This is a genomic window from Vibrio sp. E150_018 (assembly GCF_053544035.1).
In genome coordinates this window covers 22,353-38,199 of the sequence record NZ_JBHGNY010000010.1, presented here as the reverse complement: position 1 = coordinate 38,199, position 15,847 = coordinate 22,353, and the positions used below count along the sequence as shown (strand labels likewise).

The 15,847-nt window shown below is 41.1% G+C and carries 17 protein-coding genes; 1 reads left to right on the top strand and 16 read right to left on the bottom strand.

Features of this window, described 5'->3' with window-relative positions:
- Positions 1-3 precede the first annotated feature (3 nt).
- The 14 genes from rodZ to trmJ all read right to left on the bottom strand — a co-directional run bounded on the left by rodZ (position 4) and on the right by trmJ (position 11,898).
- Positions 4-981, bottom strand: coding sequence for a cytoskeleton protein RodZ (rodZ, locus tag ACE3G9_RS10930; protein WP_449219125.1), 978 nt, complete (start codon positions 979-981; stop codon positions 4-6).
- Complete coding sequence (gene pilW, locus ACE3G9_RS10925) at positions 971-1,732, bottom strand: type IV pilus biogenesis/stability protein PilW (RefSeq protein ID WP_417879431.1); 762 nt, start codon at positions 1,730-1,732, stop codon at positions 971-973. Before pilW ends, rodZ begins: the two co-directional genes overlap by 11 nt.
- Before the next feature lie 47 nt (positions 1,733-1,779).
- The gene (locus ACE3G9_RS10920; protein ID WP_449219124.1) at positions 1,780-2,898 is read right to left on the bottom strand and encodes a bifunctional tRNA (adenosine(37)-C2)-methyltransferase TrmG/ribosomal RNA large subunit methyltransferase RlmN; all 1,119 of its coding nucleotides are present in this window, start codon (positions 2,896-2,898) and stop codon (positions 1,780-1,782) included.
- Positions 2,899-3,065: 167 nt separating this feature from the next.
- Complete coding sequence (ndk, locus tag ACE3G9_RS10915; RefSeq protein ID WP_237296382.1) at positions 3,066-3,491, bottom strand: nucleoside-diphosphate kinase; 426 nt, start codon at positions 3,489-3,491, stop codon at positions 3,066-3,068.
- A 76-nt stretch (positions 3,492-3,567) separates the two neighbouring features.
- Positions 3,568-4,863, bottom strand: coding sequence for an aminopeptidase PepB (gene pepB, locus ACE3G9_RS10910; RefSeq protein ID WP_417879433.1), 1,296 nt, complete (start codon positions 4,861-4,863; stop codon positions 3,568-3,570).
- Between the two features lie 393 nt (positions 4,864-5,256).
- Positions 5,257-5,454 (bottom strand): Fe-S cluster assembly protein IscX, encoded by a 198-nt coding sequence (iscX, locus tag ACE3G9_RS10905; RefSeq protein ID WP_417879434.1) that lies wholly within the window; start codon positions 5,452-5,454, stop codon positions 5,257-5,259.
- Positions 5,455-5,479: 25 nt separating this feature from the next.
- Positions 5,480-5,818: an ISC system 2Fe-2S type ferredoxin gene (gene fdx / locus ACE3G9_RS10900; RefSeq protein WP_449219123.1), complete on the bottom strand. Its 339-nt coding sequence runs from the start codon at positions 5,816-5,818 to the stop codon at positions 5,480-5,482.
- A 96-nt stretch (positions 5,819-5,914) separates the two neighbouring features.
- Positions 5,915-7,765 (bottom strand): Fe-S protein assembly chaperone HscA, encoded by a 1,851-nt coding sequence (gene hscA / locus ACE3G9_RS10895; protein WP_417879436.1) that lies wholly within the window; start codon positions 7,763-7,765, stop codon positions 5,915-5,917.
- A gap of 67 nt (positions 7,766-7,832) precedes the next feature.
- On the bottom strand, positions 7,833-8,348 hold the full coding sequence (gene hscB / locus ACE3G9_RS10890; RefSeq protein ID WP_417879437.1) for a co-chaperone HscB: 516 nt from the start codon (positions 8,346-8,348) through the stop codon (positions 7,833-7,835).
- Positions 8,349-8,459: 111 nt separating this feature from the next.
- Positions 8,460-8,783: an iron-sulfur cluster assembly protein IscA gene (iscA, locus tag ACE3G9_RS10885; protein WP_089123498.1), complete on the bottom strand. Its 324-nt coding sequence runs from the start codon at positions 8,781-8,783 to the stop codon at positions 8,460-8,462.
- 92 nt (positions 8,784-8,875) lie between these two features.
- Entirely contained in the window at positions 8,876-9,259 is a 384-nt protein-coding gene (iscU, locus tag ACE3G9_RS10880; RefSeq protein WP_089123499.1) for a Fe-S cluster assembly scaffold IscU, read from the bottom strand.
- A gap of 33 nt (positions 9,260-9,292) precedes the next feature.
- The gene (locus ACE3G9_RS10875) at positions 9,293-10,507 is read right to left on the bottom strand and encodes an IscS subfamily cysteine desulfurase (RefSeq protein ID WP_449219122.1); all 1,215 of its coding nucleotides are present in this window, start codon (positions 10,505-10,507) and stop codon (positions 9,293-9,295) included.
- A gap of 33 nt (positions 10,508-10,540) precedes the next feature.
- Entirely contained in the window at positions 10,541-11,065 is a 525-nt protein-coding gene (gene iscR, locus ACE3G9_RS10870; protein ID WP_417879439.1) for a Fe-S cluster assembly transcriptional regulator IscR, read from the bottom strand.
- Positions 11,066-11,166: 101 nt separating this feature from the next.
- Positions 11,167-11,898 (bottom strand): tRNA (cytosine(32)/uridine(32)-2'-O)-methyltransferase TrmJ, encoded by a 732-nt coding sequence (gene trmJ / locus ACE3G9_RS10865; protein WP_449219168.1) that lies wholly within the window; start codon positions 11,896-11,898, stop codon positions 11,167-11,169.
- Between the two features lie 176 nt (positions 11,899-12,074).
- Between trmJ and suhB the strand changes: the two genes are divergently transcribed.
- Entirely contained in the window at positions 12,075-12,878 is an 804-nt protein-coding gene (gene suhB / locus ACE3G9_RS10860) for an inositol-1-monophosphatase (protein WP_144388254.1), read from the top strand.
- A gap of 137 nt (positions 12,879-13,015) precedes the next feature.
- Here the strand turns inward: suhB and secF are convergent, their stop codons facing one another.
- Both secF and secD read right to left on the bottom strand, forming a co-directional pair.
- Positions 13,016-13,966, bottom strand: coding sequence for a protein translocase subunit SecF (gene secF / locus ACE3G9_RS10855; RefSeq protein ID WP_417879440.1), 951 nt, complete (start codon positions 13,964-13,966; stop codon positions 13,016-13,018).
- 9 nt (positions 13,967-13,975) lie between these two features.
- On the bottom strand, positions 13,976-15,826 hold the full coding sequence (secD, locus tag ACE3G9_RS10850; protein WP_449219121.1) for a protein translocase subunit SecD: 1,851 nt from the start codon (positions 15,824-15,826) through the stop codon (positions 13,976-13,978).
- Positions 15,827-15,847 lie beyond the last annotated feature (21 nt).

Genomic DNA, 15,847 nt, shown 5'->3' with positions numbered 1-15,847 from the left:
ATTCTACGGTAATGTCAATCGGGCCACTTTACCTGGAGTATACTCAGAAAGATCAACAGGTTCTTCGGCTAACGAAATAGACACCCCTTCAGGAGCGCCTAAAATGATAGAGTAAGGTGCTTTACCCGTTAAGGTTAAAGAGTCACCAGTTTTTTTCAGTCCAGTCGCAAGGACTGAGCCTGAGCTATCTTTTACTTGTATCCAGCAATCATCTTTAAAGTGCATTGCGAGAACATTATCCGCTTTTTGTTGCTCTGAATCTTGAGTGGCATCTTGGCTTTCAGCTTGAACTGATTTCAGTGTTTCTGAAGATTCAACTGCATTATCATTCGATGAAACTTGTCCTGTTTCTAGCGCTTTTGATTGAGTAACGATTTCAGATAGATTATCGTCTGTCGCGACTAAGCCTTGCTCTGATGTCGTTGATAATTCCGCTGTTGCATCTTCAGGAGCCGGCACTTCTGAAACAAAAGCTTGTGGGGCGTCTTCTAGCTGTTCAGGCTCACTCACAGCGCTTTCTTGCTGCTGTGAAGACAAAGAAGATGGGGATAATGTATCAAGTTGATGATTCTGCCACCACCATACTGACGAGATCCCAATAATAATCACTAAGATCCCCCAAGTTAAACGCATGATACGGTTATCATGTTGTTGTTTCTTAGTTTTTTGAGAAAAGCTATGCATAGGTTGCTCTTTATGCTGCCCTCTTCCTGATTCTTCTAGAGCAGCAAGAATATCTTTCTCTTTAATACCAACGGCCTTAGCGTAAGATCGAAAGTAGCCACGAATAAATGTGGCTACATGATGGCTATCGAAATGATTACTTTCGATGTTTTCAATCACAGATATTTTTAGGCGTAAACGTTCAGAAATGTCCTTCTGAGTTAACCCTAATTCTTCTCTTCTTTGGCGTAATATTTCACCAGGAAGGATTTTGTGATTGTTTGATTTTATCTCTAAGTCGTTATTTTCAGTACTCATTTTTCCTGTACTTCTGATATTGAACAGAATCTGGGTATTTAGTCTTAAGTATGTTGCCATATTTAGACACTAGCTCAGGATTATTGGCTTTGTTTTCTAGTTTTATTAACAGGCCTAAGCTAACTGGACGGTACCCATATCTCTTATTAAACTTTAATAGTCGACCCCTTGCATTGGAAAACTCGTCCTTTTCGATTTCCAACTCAGCCAATTGTAATAACGACTGAGACCTGCTGGGATCATGATCAAGAGCACGAGAGAAATAATTCCTTGCCTTCTCCTTATTACCACTTTTGAGGGCGCATAAACCAGCATTTTCATAACTTGCTGCGACTAAGTAATAATAAGGTTGCTCTATCGCGCGGTTAAAAAATTCATCCGCTTTTTTGTATTCGCCTTGTCGACATAAAAATGCACCGTAGTTATTTAAGACATCTCCATTGTTAGGAGAACTATCCAATGCATCTTCATAAGCCTCTTCAGCTAATTCATATTCACCAACTCTTTGATAAAAATACGCTACCGAATTCAAAGCTCGGTAATAAGATGGTGCATATTTAACTGCTATCTCAAGGTTTTCTCGAGCTTTAACCATATTGCCTTCTTCCAAGTATCCCAAACCTAATGAGATTCTTGCTTCCGACGCTTTTATATTATCAAATTTAGCAGTGTTTGGCTTGTCAGTCACTGTAACACAACCAACTAAGAAACTAACTACTAAAGTAAAAACTAACTTTTTTATAGAAAACATTGGATTCCACCTAATTCAGGAGTGGGAACCAATGCCATCTATACTTATTAGACGGCTTTTACTGGAATAGGTTCCCCATGCTGCTTTTGCTTTGTACGTTTTGTTCGATCGATCACATCTCCGACAAGCTGACCACATGCCGCATCAATATCATCACCACGAGTTTTACGCACCGTCACCGTGTAATCGTATTGCATTAAGGTTTTCATAAAACGATCAATGCGAGAATTACTCGGCTTCTTGTATGGTGACCCAGGATAAGGGTTAAATGGAATTAAATTAATTTTTGCAGGGGTATCTTTTAGTAAGTCTGCGAGCTGCCTAGCATGTTCCATATCATCATTAACATGATCGAGTAAAACATATTCAATCGTCACTTTACCTCGGTTGGCATTTGAAGTGGCAATATAACGACGAACTGATTCTAAGAAATCTTGAATATCCCAGCGATCGTTAATTGGCATAATCTGACTACGCAATTCATCATTAGGCGCATGCAATGAGATCGCAAGCGCCACATCGATGTTTCCAGTCATTTGGTCAAGGCCAGATACCACACCTGAGGTTGATACTGTCACACGACGTTTCGATAATCCAAAACCAAGATCGTCTAGCATGATCTCCAGTGATGGCATCAAGTTTTTCATGTTCAGTAACGGCTCACCCATTCCCATCATTACCACGTTGGTAATCGGACGACGACCAGTGACTTTCTCTAAGCCAATTTCACGTGATGCACGCCAAATTTGGCCAACAATTTCTGACACTTTTAAGTTACGATTAAAGCCTTGTTGCGCCGTTGAGCAAAAAGTACAAGCTAATGCACAACCAACTTGAGATGACACACATAATGTCGCGCGATCGCCATCAGGAATGTAAACTGTCTCGACATCTTGATCGCCGACACGCATAGCCCATTTGATTGTACCATCAGTAGAATGTTGAGCTTCGGATACATAAGGCGCACGAATTTCACAACGTGCTTCTAACTTGGTTTTAAGGGCTTTATTGATATTACTCATTTGTGAGAAATCATCACAACCAAAATGATAGATCCATTTCATGATCTGATCGGCGCGAAATGCCTTTTCATTCAGCTCTTCGGTAAAAAACTGGCGCATACCTTTACGGTCAAAATCCAGCAGATTTACTTTTGTCATGGTCATGGTTTTCTCACTAATGGAACGATAAATAAGGGCGCGAATTGTACAGGGTTTATACATTCACAACAAGGTTTGTTCAGCCTTACCGATTAAATCACACATAAAAAAGAGACCTTAATATCAGGTCTCTTTAGTATAGTGGAACTTTATCTATCTGAATAAACGTGTAATTATCGTGGGCAGATTTCCGATTGAGGGAAGAAGTATTCGATCTCACGTGCTGCCGATTCAGGGCTATCTGAACCATGAACTGAATTATGACGCATGCTAAGTGCATAATCTGCACGTAAAGTGCCACAAGCCGCTTCTTCTGGGTTGGTTTTTCCCATTAGTTCACGGTAACGAGCAATAGCATTTTCACCTTCCAATACTTGCACCATAATCGGTCCAGATGTCATAAATTCTTTTAACGGCTCAAAAAACGGTTTGCCTTCATGCTCAGCATAAAAACCACTTGCTTGCTCTGCAGTCAAATGCACCATTTTAGCAGCAACGATAGACAGTCCAGCTTTTTCCATTCGTTGATAAATAGCGCCAATCAGGTTACGTTCAACGGCATCAGGCTTGATGATTGAAAATGTTCTTTCTAAAGCCATATAAAATCCTTTACTCTTATTTTTATCATTGTTAGCTAGAAGGAGAAAATCACTCCCTCTAAGCTTTATATTGTCGTTATTTTGCTTGATCAATCAAAATTCTAGCTAACGTTCTTACGCCCATCCCTGTCGCTCCAGCTGACCATTTGTCACTTGATGATTTACGGTAAGTACCGGCACAATCAAAATGTAACCAACCTTTTTTATAGTCTTCAACAAAGTAAGACAAAAAGGCTGCTGCTGTACTTGCACCTGGACTATACGCCGCTGACGAGATATTCGACATATCAGCAAAGTTTGATGGCAACATGTTACGATGGAAATCAGCTAATGGTAATTGCCACAAGCCTTCTGATTCCTGCTCCGCACTTTTTAGCGCTTTCTGTGCTAGCTTGTTATCGAAAGTAAGTAGAGCGTGATAATCGTTACCTAAAGCGTTTTTGGCTGCGCCGGTTAAAGTAGCACAATCAATAATCAGTTTTGGTTTTTGCTCACTGGCGTACATTAAGCCATCAGCTAATACTAGTCGGCCTTCCGCATCAGTATTCATTACTTCAACGGTTTTGCCATTTTTATAAGTAATAATGTCGCCCAATTTTAATGCTCGGCCAGAAATCATATTCTCCGCGCAGCATAAAATGAGTTTTACGCGCTTATTCAATCCGCGAGCAATAGCTAATGCTAGTCCACCAGTAATAGTACCAGAGCCGCCCATATCAGCTTTCATTGAATCCATAAAACCCGATGGTTTAATACTATAACCGCCCGAATCAAACGTGATGCCTTTACCGACTAAACATGCATAGACAGGCGCGTCAGCATCGCCTGTTGGGTTAAAGTCGAGTTGTAACATAGCAGAGGTGCGCTCAGAGCCACGACCTACTGCATAGATTCCTTCCCAGCCTTCGGTTAGTAGATCTTTATCTTTTACGATCTTGTAGTTAACACTGCCTTCTGGAGCTAAAGATTTAATAAACTCGCCCGCCATCGTGGCCAATTGACGAGGTGCCACTTCTTCGGCACTTTTATTAATAATGTCACGAACCCAATCCGTCACCTTAATGCGCGCTTCTAACTCTAGTTGTTCTTCGTTATCTAACTGAGGCCAAGTAACGGTATTTCCTTTTTTAGAAGAACGGAAACCTTGAACGAAAGCCCAGATCATTTCCAAATCCCAGTCTTCACCTGTTAGCTCAACATGTTTAATACCTTGTGAGTCAAGTTTGCGTGCTGCACGTTGTGCCGAATCAAAATCAGATGCTGATGGTAGGTGAACAATCGCACCTTCGGCCGAAAAAGAAAGTAGTGCCTTTTCGCCCCATTGAGATGGAGCCTCTTCACGAGTAATACTCACTGATAGTTGTGTTGACATTTTTACTCCTTACCTAAATGTCCGGGGAGCCCTTAAAAGCAAATAGGCTGTCATTATTTGAGAAGATAGCGAGTACAAATTTGCCCTCTAAACTCGCACCTTTAAATTATTTGGGTATATACATAAGAGCTATACTCAAAGTAATTGGAGTTGCAGTCGGGCGAATGAACGCTTTCAACAAAGCTGCAACTTCAAGTACGAAGGGTATAAAGTTAAGCTATATCATAATGCGATTCATCACAAGTATCATAATAGCCATGATAACTTGTGACTTTGACCTTTCTTTGCTGAAAATCTAATCAGTTTTTCTCTAAAGTAATTTATATGCTAGTGACAAAATAAAAGCCTCCGAAGAAGCTTTCTATAAATGAAACTCTAATGTGTTATCTAGCGTTAAATTTCATCTAACCAACAAAGCAAAATAGCTTCTAAGATTTTTTCATTGGAACGACTTGGCTCGTCATCAAAATCCTCAAGCTCAGTGATCCATTGGTGCATATCCGTAAAACGTACCGTTTGAGGATCGAGATCTGGAAATTTATCCGCGAGTTCAATGGCAATATCTTGTGAATCCGTCCATTTTAATCCCATGTTCTGCTCCTTGCTACCAGTAGTATTAATGATTTTCCGATGCTAAGTTAATGGTATAGCGAGGAATTTCAACCACCAAATCTTGTTCGGCGACTTTCGCCTGACAGCCTAAACGAGATTCAGGCTCCAGGCCCCATGCTTTATCTAACATATCATCTTCTAATTCTTCACTTTCTTCTAATGAATCAAAGCCTTCACGAATCACAATATGACAAGTTGTACAGGCACATGATTTTTCACAAGCATGCTCAATACCAATGCCATTTTTTAATGCGACATCTAATACAGATTCCCCTGTTTTCGCTTCTAATACAGCACCTTCTGGACATAAATCTTCGTGAGGTAATACAACAATCTTAGGCATAATCCATCCTACTTCAATAGAGTTATTATAAGTTTTCTTTACTTATAATATATTGTCTATGCAACTGGTTAGGTACTTTTAACCAATACCCATTCATTAAATATTATCGACTGACTGCCCGGATAATGCCGCGCGAATTGATACATCCATTCGACGTGATGCAAAGTCTTGGCTTGCTTTGTCAGTCTCTTTAATTCCTTGCTCAATCGCATCAGCATCTTGGCCGTTACGTAGTTGGATCAAGGTTCTTACTGAGTTTTCTAATGCTAAGTATTCTTCCTTACTTAGTAGATCTTCACCATTTTCTTGCAAAGCTACAAGCAGGCCTTCAATCACTCGATCAGCTTCAACTTTCTGTTCCGCTAACGCACGAGCTTGCATATCTTCTTTGGCATGAGTCATTGATGATCTCAGCATGTCGGCGATTTCAGTATCACTTAAGCCGTAAGAAGGTTTCACTTGGATATCGGCTTGTACACCAGTGCTCTTCTCCATTGCAGTCACTGAAAGCAATCCGTCAGCATCAACTTGATAAGTCACTCGGATATGCGCAGCGCCCGCTTTCATTGGTGGAATACCGTTCAGAGTAAAACGAGCTAATGAACGACAGTCATCAACCATTTCACGTTCACCTTGTGCGACGTGAACCAACATAGCGGTTTGACCATCTTTGAATGTGGTGAACTCTTGTGCTTTAGCCACTGGAATAGTGGTATTGCGTGGAATGATTTTCTCAACTAAGCCTCCCATGGTTTCAATACCAAGAGAAAGGGGGATCACATCCAATAACAGCATGTCTGAATCAGGTTTGTTACCAACTAAGATATCCGCTTGAATACCAGCACCAATTGCTACAACCTCATCTGGGTTAATGCTAGTTAGAGGTGTACGGCCGAAAAACTCTCCAACCATAGTACGAACAAGTGGAGTACGAGTTGAACCACCTACCATCACAACTTCACCAACATCTTCCGCAGTCACATCGGCATCTTTTAATGCTCTACGGCACGATAGTAAGGTCCTTTTAACTAGTGGTTGAATAATGTCATTAAATTGTTCACGAGTTAATGTGATGGTTTGTCCCAGCACTTCTACACTCACTTGTTCATTATCTGACAAACCGATTTTAGCTTGAGTTGCCGCATCCAATAACACTCGGTGTTGCTCGGCGCTTAATTTATCAAGCTGACCAACTTGCTGTTTAAAATAACCTAATAATAGATCATCAAAGTCATCACCACCTAGTGCAGAATCGCCGCCGGTAGCCAGCACTTCAAATACACCTTTTGATAGACGTAGTAATGAGATATCAAAAGTACCACCACCTAGGTCATAAACTGCAATCACACCTTCTTGACCTGAATCTAAACCATAAGCTATCGCCGCGGCAGTTGGTTCATTTAATAAACGAAGTACTTTCAATCCGGCTAACTCGGCAGCATCTTTAGTGCCCGCGCGCTGAGCATCATCAAAATAAGCAGGAACGGTGATCACAACGCCTTCGATCTCATGAGCTAAAGTGCTTTCTGCTCGTTCAACTAAGCTTTTTAAAATTTCACTCGAAACCTGAATAGGATTGACTAAGCCCGTAGGCACTTGAATAAGTGGTAGACCGTTGTCACTGGCTTGAAATTGATAAGGTAGATCAGAGTAACGAGATTGCACGTCATCAAGTGAACGACCAATAAGACGTTTCACTGAACTAATAGTATTTTGGGGATCTTGTTGCGCTTTTTGTTTTGCCTGCACGCCGACAGACACACCATCTTGAGAGTAATGGACCACTGAAGGCAAAATCGCTTTTTGGTTTTCATCAACCAAAGGAGTGCATGAGCCACTTCTTACTGCGGCAACAAGAGAGTTGGTAGTACCTAAATCAATCCCTACGGCGAACTTATGCTCATGTGGTGCTGCACTTTGACCAGGTTCTGCAATTTGAAGTAGCATATTCGGAACTATCCTTTCTATATTGGCTAATAGAGATTAAACGAGCTTTAGCTTTAACTCCAAAGCTTTAGCCAAGCAACTTATCTTCAAGTTGCTCGATTTCATATCTTAATTTATTAACAAACTTAAGCTTTCGAACGCCATCTGCAGCATTATCCCACTGCTCATTTTCAAGCTGTGATTTTAATTGTACGAGTTGCTGCTGATACATTTTTTGAACTTTACTATCAAAATCAAATAAAGCACTTTCTGGCTCATCAGATTGAGCGATAGTTTCAATTTCTTCTCGCAATTCCATCTGTTCCATTAAGAACATTGAATCACTCATTGTCTGCTGTTCAGCTCGAATATCAACACCTTGTAGAACAAGGATATATTCTGCTCGAGAAATAGGAGACTTTAAGGTTTGATAGGCGTCGTTAATTTCTGCCGCTTTCTGCACAGCCATTAATCGATCTCGCTCAGAAGCAGAGGCAAACTTATCTGGATGAAAACGACGTTGCAGATCACGGAACGTTTCCGACAAAGTATTATTATCTAACTCAAACTGATTCGGTAAGCCAAATAATTCAAAATGGTTCATGGTAATAACTCGGACCTAATGCTAGTCAGTTACATGGTATTCACACATGATTGACGTCTTAAAATGGCAATGGCACCCTAATTAGAGTGCCATCGTACCTATCATGAAGGGTTATACGTTGAAGCTTTCACCACAACCACACTCACCTTTCACATTAGGGTTATTAAACTGAAAGCCTTCATTTAGCCCCTCTTTGACGAAATCAAGTTCGGTGCCATCAAGGTAAACTAAACTTTTAGGATCAATAATAATCTTTACCCCATCATGTTCAAAAGTTTGATCTTCTTCGTTTAGTTGATCAACAAACTCTAAAACATACGCCATACCTGAACACCCAGTAGTTCTAACACCTAAACGAAGACCAATGCCCTTGCCTCGGTTTTCCAAGAATGTTCTTACGCGATTTGCTGCCGCGTCTGTCATGGTAATGGCCATACTGCAACCTTGTGAATATCAATAAATAGAGTAAAAAATTAAAAAGATGCCTAAGTAAAACAAGGAAAGGGGACCCTTCCCCTGATTTCACATTATTGTTGATGTTTCTTTTTATAATCCGACACTGCCGCTTTAATTGCATCTTCTGCAAGAATTGAACAGTGGACTTTTACTGGTGGCAATGCCAATTCTTCTGCGATTTCAGCGTTTTTAATTGAAGCCGCTTCATCTAGGCTTTTGCCTTTAACCCACTCGGTTACTAATGAGCTTGATGCAATGGCAGAACCACAACCATAGGTTTTAAATTTCGCATCTTCGATAATGCCTTCTGGTGATACTTTAATTTGCAGTTTCATTACGTCACCACAAGCTGGAGCACCTACCATACCGCTACCGATAGAAGGATCTTCTTTATCAAAAGAACCAACGTTACGTGGGTTCTCATAATGTTCAATTACTTTTTCGCTATACGCCATAATGTTTACCTCGAATCCTCTACTTCCTTGAGATTAATGATGAGCCCACTCAACGGTGTTCAAATCAATCCCTTCTTTGTACATGTCCCATAATGGTGACATGTCACGGAGTTTGTCTACTGCTACACGAATTTGTTTAACGGCATAGTCAATTTCTTCTTCTGTCGTAAAACGACCAAAAGAGAAACGAACTGAGCTGTGTGCTAATTCATCATCTAGCCCTAGTGCACGTAATACGTACGAAGGCTCAAGGCTGGCAGATGTACATGCAGAACCCGAAGATACCGCAAGATCTTTTAGTGCCATCAATAATGATTCACCTTCAACAAATGCAAAGCTTACATTTAAGTTGTGTGGTAGACGTTGCTCAAGATCGCCATTAATTGTCACAGCTTCCATATCTTTGATGCCATCTAACAAGCGATTACGCAGTGCTAATGCATGGTCGTAATCTTTTTGCATATCTTGTTTAGCAACAGCAAAAGCTTCACCCATACCAACAATTTGATGAGTTGCTAGAGTACCAGAACGGAAACCACGTTCATGACCACCACCATGCATTTGTGCTTCTAAACGAATACGCGGTTTACGGCGAATATAAAGTGCACCGATACCTTTAGGGCCATAAATTTTATGCGCCGATAAAGAGAGTAAATCAACTTTTAATGCTTTGGTATCAATAGGTAGTTTACCTGCTGATTGTGCTGCATCGACATGAAAGATCGTTTTGTTTGCACGACATAATTCACCAATCGCTTCGATATCTTGAATCACACCGATTTCATTGTTGACGTGCATGATAGAAACTAAAACCGTATCTTCACGTAGTGCTGCTTTAAACTTCTCAATATCAATTAAGCCAGTACTTTCCGGCTCAAGATAAGTCACTTCATAACCTTCACGCTCTAGCTGACGACATGGGTCTAGTACAGCTTTATGCTCAGTTTTACAAGTGATGATATGTTTGCCTTGCTTACCATAAAAGTGCGCAGCACCTTTAATCGCAAGGTTATCTGATTCTGTCGCACCAGAAGTAAATACAATTTCACGTGGGTCTGCATTTAAGATGTCTGCAATTTGCTCACGAGCATGATCAACCGCTTCTTCTGCCTGCCAACCAAATCGGTGAGAACGTGATGCAGGATTACCAAAGGTGCCATCCATCGTCATAAATTGAACCATTTTTTCCGCCACACGTTGGTCAACCGGACATGTCGCTGAATAGTCAAAATAAATAGGCAGTTTCATTCTTTACTCCAATGTAAAAACTTTTCGCTCACGTTAAAGATGAGCATTCATACCAACAGTGCCCGCTTTATCACTCTTTTCTGAAGTGTAATTTTTATTACCAAAGCTGTTATTCACTATTAGTTCTATATTCTGGCGTTCGGTGATATCAAGAACTTCATTGTTCATCATAAGTTCACCAAGCGTAATACCATCTAAGAACTCACTAATGCGAGCACTTAAATCATGCCACAGGGTGTGAGTTAAGCAGCGTACGCCACCTTGGCAATCGCCTTTACCTTGACATTTTGTTGCATCAACCGATTCATCAACGGCTGAAATCACAGTACCGACTGCGATCTGATCCGCTTCGATACCTAGGCGGTAACCACCACCTGGACCACGTACGCTCGCTACTAATCCAGCTTTACGTAATCGTGAAAAAAGTTGCTCCAAGTAAGATAGTGAAATCCCTTGGCGTTCCGAAATATCCGCTAACGGCACAGGCCCTTGATTTGAATGTAAAGCTACATCCAACATTGCTGTTACCGCGTATCTTCCTTTTGATGTAAGTCTCATATGCACCGTACCCACAGTAAGTATATGGGAACTATGATTTCATACCTGACTAAAATGGTCAAGTATTCATTTGACCATTTTAGTCGGGTATTTATAAGTAACTATTTTTTCTCAGGAATAGACTTTTCAATCGAGGTTAGAATACCTCTTAACATGTTTAATTCTTGGATTTCAGGACGTGCACGACTAAACAGGCGACGTAATTTATTCATCACCAAATTTGGCTTACCTTGAGAGATAAATTGGGTATTCAAGATAGTGTTTTCAAGGTGTTGATAAAATAATTCCAATTCTTTATGTCTTGGGTATTCTTCAGCGACGGCTTCTGGATATTGCCCTGCTTGTTTGTTAAGCCAAGCCATACGGATCTCATAGCTTAAAGTTTGTACTGCCATCGCTAAATTAAGCGAGCTATATTCAGGGTTTGCCGGAATACAAACATGATAATGACACTTTTGTAGTTCTTCATTGGTTAGCCCGGTTCTTTCACGACCAAACACTAAAGCGACTTTGCCTTTTTCAGCTTCTTGAATAAATTTTTCACCACACTCACGAGGTTCAAGCATTGGCCATTCAAGCGTACGAGAACGAGCACTTGATCCAACCACTAATGCGCAGTCTGACACAGCTTCATCTAAGCTTTCTACAATGCGAGCATTTTCCGCTACATCACCAGCACCAGATGCTAAAGAAAGTGTCTGTTCATCAACTTGACACTGTGGTGCCACTAAGACTAATTCGGTTAGCCCCATCACCTTCATTGCTCTTGCCGCAGAACCTATATTCCCAGAATGTGAGGTACCGACTAAAATTACTTTTACGTTGTCTAACATTGCAGTCTTCGTCATAGTGAAAATTCACTGAATAATACCATATTCCAAACCAAATAAATGCAACCTTAATCGAGACAATTTACGAGTGAACAAAAAATAGACGCTTTCTATTTAAAGAAACTCTGGTATACTGCACGCCGCTTTTTTCGTTCTTTAACATCCGTTGGGAAAATTATATGCATCCTATGCTAAATATCGCTATTCGTGCTGCACGAATGGCTGGCAACCATATTGCAAAATCATTAGAAAATACTGACAAGATTGAATCTACTCAAAAAGGTCAGAACGACTTTGTCACAAACGTCGACAAAGAAGCAGAACAACTGATTATCGATACTATCAAGAAGTCTTACCCTGATCACTGCATCGTAGGTGAAGAAGGTGGTTCTATCGAAGGTAAAGATACTGATGTTCAATGGATCATTGACCCACTGGATGGCACTAATAACTTTGTAAAAGGTTTCCCTCACTTCTCAGTATCAATTGCTGTACGTATGCGCGGTAAAACTGAAGTTGCTTGTGTTTACGATCCAATTCGTAATGAGCTATTTACCGCTCAACGTGGTTCTGGCGCACAGTTAAACAACGCTCGTCTACGTATTAACCCTATTAAAGATTTGAATGGTGCTATTCTTGCTACTGGCTTCCCATTTAAACAAAAACAACACGCTGAAAGCTTCGTAAAAATCGTTGGTGGCCTATTCACAGAATGTTCAGACTTCCGTCGTACTGGTTCTGCAGCTCTAGATTTATGTTACTTAGCATCTGGTCGTGTTGATGGTTACTTTGAACTTGGCTTGAAGCCTTGGGATATCGCAGCAGGTGAACTTATCGCTCGTGAAGCAGGTGCTATCTTAACTGATTTTGCTGGCGGTACTAACTACTTAGCTTCTGGTAACTTAGTTGCTTCAAGTGCACGTGGTGTGAAACATATCTTAAAACACGTTCGTGAACATTCTAACGAAGGTATGATGAAATAATTCATCCTTTGATGGATATCTATTGAATAGAAGAAACGCCCGCTGATATTCTGCGGGCGTTTTTGTTTGTGCGTTACTCAATATAAAAAAGGCTTTGAACCAAAATCCAAAGCCTTTGTTTTTGAGCTGATATCCAATTAAGGGAGCATTGACTCTTGATCAGCACCTTCTTTCTCAACTTGTGTTGGCATCAAGTGCTCACGTGTTAAGCCTAGTTTCAATGCTAGTGCAGAAGCTACGTAAATTGACGAGTAAGTACCTACAGTAATACCAAGCAATAATGCTAGTGCAAAACCGTGAATATTCGCCCCACCTTGAGTGAACAAAGCAATAACCACAAACAAAGTGGTACCAGATGTAATCAAAGTACGGCTCAATGTCTGAGTGATTGAATAGTTCATGATATCGCCCGGTAGACCATTACGCATCTTACGAAAGTTCTCACGGATACGGTCAAATACTACGATGGTATCGTTAAGTGAGTAACCGACTACCGTCAACAAGGCTGCCACGATGGTCAAATCAATCTCAATTTGTAGCAATGAGAAGATACCGAGAGTAATGGTGACATCGTGTGCGAGTGATAATACCGCCCCCGCAGACAAACGCCACTCAAAACGCATCGATACATACATTAAGATACAAAGGAGAGAAATCAGAATCGCTAACCCCCCCGCTTCGGCTAACTCATCGCCAACGTTAGGTCCAACGAATTCAATACGCTTAAGTGTTACTTGATCACCAGTACCTTGTTTTAATGATTCAAGGACTTGGTTACCAATGACTTCACCTTTTGCATCTTCCCGTGGACGCATACGCACCATCACATCATGCGCAGAACCAAAATTTTGAACAGTAGCATCGGCAAAGCCATCTTTAGCTAGTGATTCACGTAGCACCGGCAGGTTGGCTGGATGTTCAAATGACACCTCAATCAAAGTACCACCGGTAAAATCTAGCCCCCAGTTAAACCATTTAGTTGAAATGGTAAACAAAGATGCTGCGATCATTAGTCCAGAGAACACAAAGGCAAACTTAGACCAACTCATAAAGTCGATCGCTTTGTTAGCTTTCAATATTTGAAACATGACTCTTCCTTAGATCGACAATTTCTTGATATTACGTTTGCCGCCATACATCAGGTTAACCACACAACGTGTGCCAATGATAGCGGTAAACATAGACGTTAAAATACCGATAGACAGAGTAACCGCAAAGCCTTTAATCGCACCAGTCCCCACTGCAAATAGAATAATTGCTGTGATAAGCGTGGTAATGTTTGCATCTGCAATGGTACTAAAGGCATTAGCATAACCTTGGTGGATCGCTTGTTGAGGACTACGCCCTTCTTTTAGCTCTTCACGTATCCGCTCAAAGATAAGAACGTTCGCATCCACTGCCATACCAACTGTTAATACGATACCAGCAATACCCGGCAGGGTCATTGTTGCCCCAGGAATCAACGACATCACACCAATAATTAACACTAAGTTAGCCATTAATGCCATATTGGCAATAAAGCCAAATCGACGGTAATAGATCAGAGTAAATAGCATTACTGCCACCATACCCCAAACACAAGCTTGAATACCTTTATCAATATTTTGTTGCCCCATTGATGGACCAATGGTGCGTTCTTCTACAATTGAAATAGGTGCAATCAAAGCACCAGCACGTAATAATAGTGCTAAGTTATGCGCTTCAGCTGCTGAATCAATACCAGTAATACGGAAGCTACGGCCTAGAGCAGATTGGATGGTTGCTTGGTTAATCACTTCTTCGTGTTTAGCCAATACCACTTTACCTTCTGGTGTACGTTTACCGCTGTCTTTATATTCTGTAAAGACTGTCGCCATTAACTTGCCAATATTTTTCTTCGAGAAGTCAGCCATTTTATTGCCGCCTTCGCTATCAAGAGAAATATTTACTTGAGGGCGACCATACTCATCGGTACTAGAGCTTGCATCAGTAATACTTGAACCGCCAAGAATTACACGCTTTTTCAGTACAGCCGGACGGCCATCTTTATCAAATTTAACTTCACTACCCGCTGGTACACGACCTGCGGCAGCGGCAGCCAAATCAGCTTTATCATCAACCTGACGGAATTCAAGCGTTGCGGTGGCACCAAGAATTTCTTTAGCACGCGCAGTGTCTTGAACACCTGGTAATTCAACGACAATGCGGCTTGCACCTTGACGTTGAACAAGTGGTTCAGCAACACCTAGTTCATTAACACGGTTACGTAAAATCGTAATATTTTGCTCAACCGCGTAGTTACGGATTTCAAGTAAGCGAGCTTCATTAAACTTAGCGATCAATGTATTGTTTTTACCTTCAATAAACACCATATCGCGATACTTATCGGAAAGAATACTTTTCGCTTGATCAAGCTGTTCTTCATTACGTAAAACCACTTCAACAGCATCTTTACCTGAAGGTCGAATAGCACGGTAGCGAATACGTTCATCACGAAGATCACTACGGAAAGATTCTTCTTGTTGGCCAACGAGTTTTTCCATCGCAGCATCCATATCCACTTCCATTAAGAAGTGAACGCCACCACGTAAATCAAGGCCAAGCTTCATTGGGGTAGCACCGATTGAGTCAAGCCAGTTCGGTGTCGCTGGGGCAAGGTTTAACGCAACGATATAATCTTTACCCATAGATTGGCTGATTACATCGCGAGCACTGATTTGAGAGTCAGTATCTTTGAAACGAATGAGAACAGAACCATTTTCTAGTGCAACAGACTGTGTTTCAAGATCGTTTTCTTTTAATACGGTATTAATAGAATCCAGTGTAGACATGTCAACTGAGGCGCCGCGCGCCCCAGTGACTTGTACCGCAGGATCTTCACCGTAAATATTTGGAAGGGCATAGAGCGCGCTGATTAAGATGGCAGTAGCCACCATCAGATACTTCCATAACGGGTAACGGTTTAGCACAGCGGGTATCCTTTAGCTTTT

Bases quoted from the DNA above. Each gene is read 5' to 3' on its own strand.
- iscA (WP_089123498.1), bottom strand. From the start codon at position 8,783: ATGGCCATTACCATGACAGACGCGGCAGCAAATCGCGTAAGAACATTC.
- trmJ (WP_449219168.1), bottom strand. From the start codon at position 11,898: ATGTTAGACAACGTAAAAGTAATTTTAGTCGGTACCTCACATTCTGGG.
- hscB (WP_417879437.1), bottom strand. From the start codon at position 8,348: ATGAACCATTTTGAATTATTTGGCTTACCGAATCAGTTTGAGTTAGAT.
- fdx (WP_449219123.1), bottom strand. From the start codon at position 5,818: ATGCCTAAGATTGTTGTATTACCTCACGAAGATTTATGTCCAGAAGGT.
- ACE3G9_RS10875 (WP_449219122.1), bottom strand. From the start codon at position 10,507: ATGAAACTGCCTATTTATTTTGACTATTCAGCGACATGTCCGGTTGAC.
- ACE3G9_RS10920 (WP_449219124.1), bottom strand. From the start codon at position 2,898: ATGACCATGACAAAAGTAAATCTGCTGGATTTTGACCGTAAAGGTATG.
- pepB (WP_417879433.1), bottom strand. From the start codon at position 4,863: ATGTCAACACAACTATCAGTGAGTATTACTCGTGAAGAGGCTCCATCT.
- pilW (WP_417879431.1), bottom strand. From the start codon at position 1,732: ATGTTTTCTATAAAAAAGTTAGTTTTTACTTTAGTAGTTAGTTTCTTA.
- secF (WP_417879440.1), bottom strand. From the start codon at position 13,966: ATGTTTCAAATATTGAAAGCTAACAAAGCGATCGACTTTATGAGTTGG.
- ndk (WP_237296382.1), bottom strand. From the start codon at position 3,491: ATGGCTTTAGAAAGAACATTTTCAATCATCAAGCCTGATGCCGTTGAA.
- suhB (WP_144388254.1), top strand. From the start codon at position 12,075: ATGCATCCTATGCTAAATATCGCTATTCGTGCTGCACGAATGGCTGGC.
- iscU (WP_089123499.1), bottom strand. From the start codon at position 9,259: ATGGCGTATAGCGAAAAAGTAATTGAACATTATGAGAACCCACGTAAC.
- hscA (WP_417879436.1), bottom strand. From the start codon at position 7,765: ATGCTACTTCAAATTGCAGAACCTGGTCAAAGTGCAGCACCACATGAG.
- iscR (WP_417879439.1), bottom strand. From the start codon at position 11,065: ATGAGACTTACATCAAAAGGAAGATACGCGGTAACAGCAATGTTGGAT.
- iscX (WP_417879434.1), bottom strand. From the start codon at position 5,454: ATGGGATTAAAATGGACGGATTCACAAGATATTGCCATTGAACTCGCG.
- rodZ (WP_449219125.1), bottom strand. From the start codon at position 981: ATGAGTACTGAAAATAACGACTTAGAGATAAAATCAAACAATCACAAA.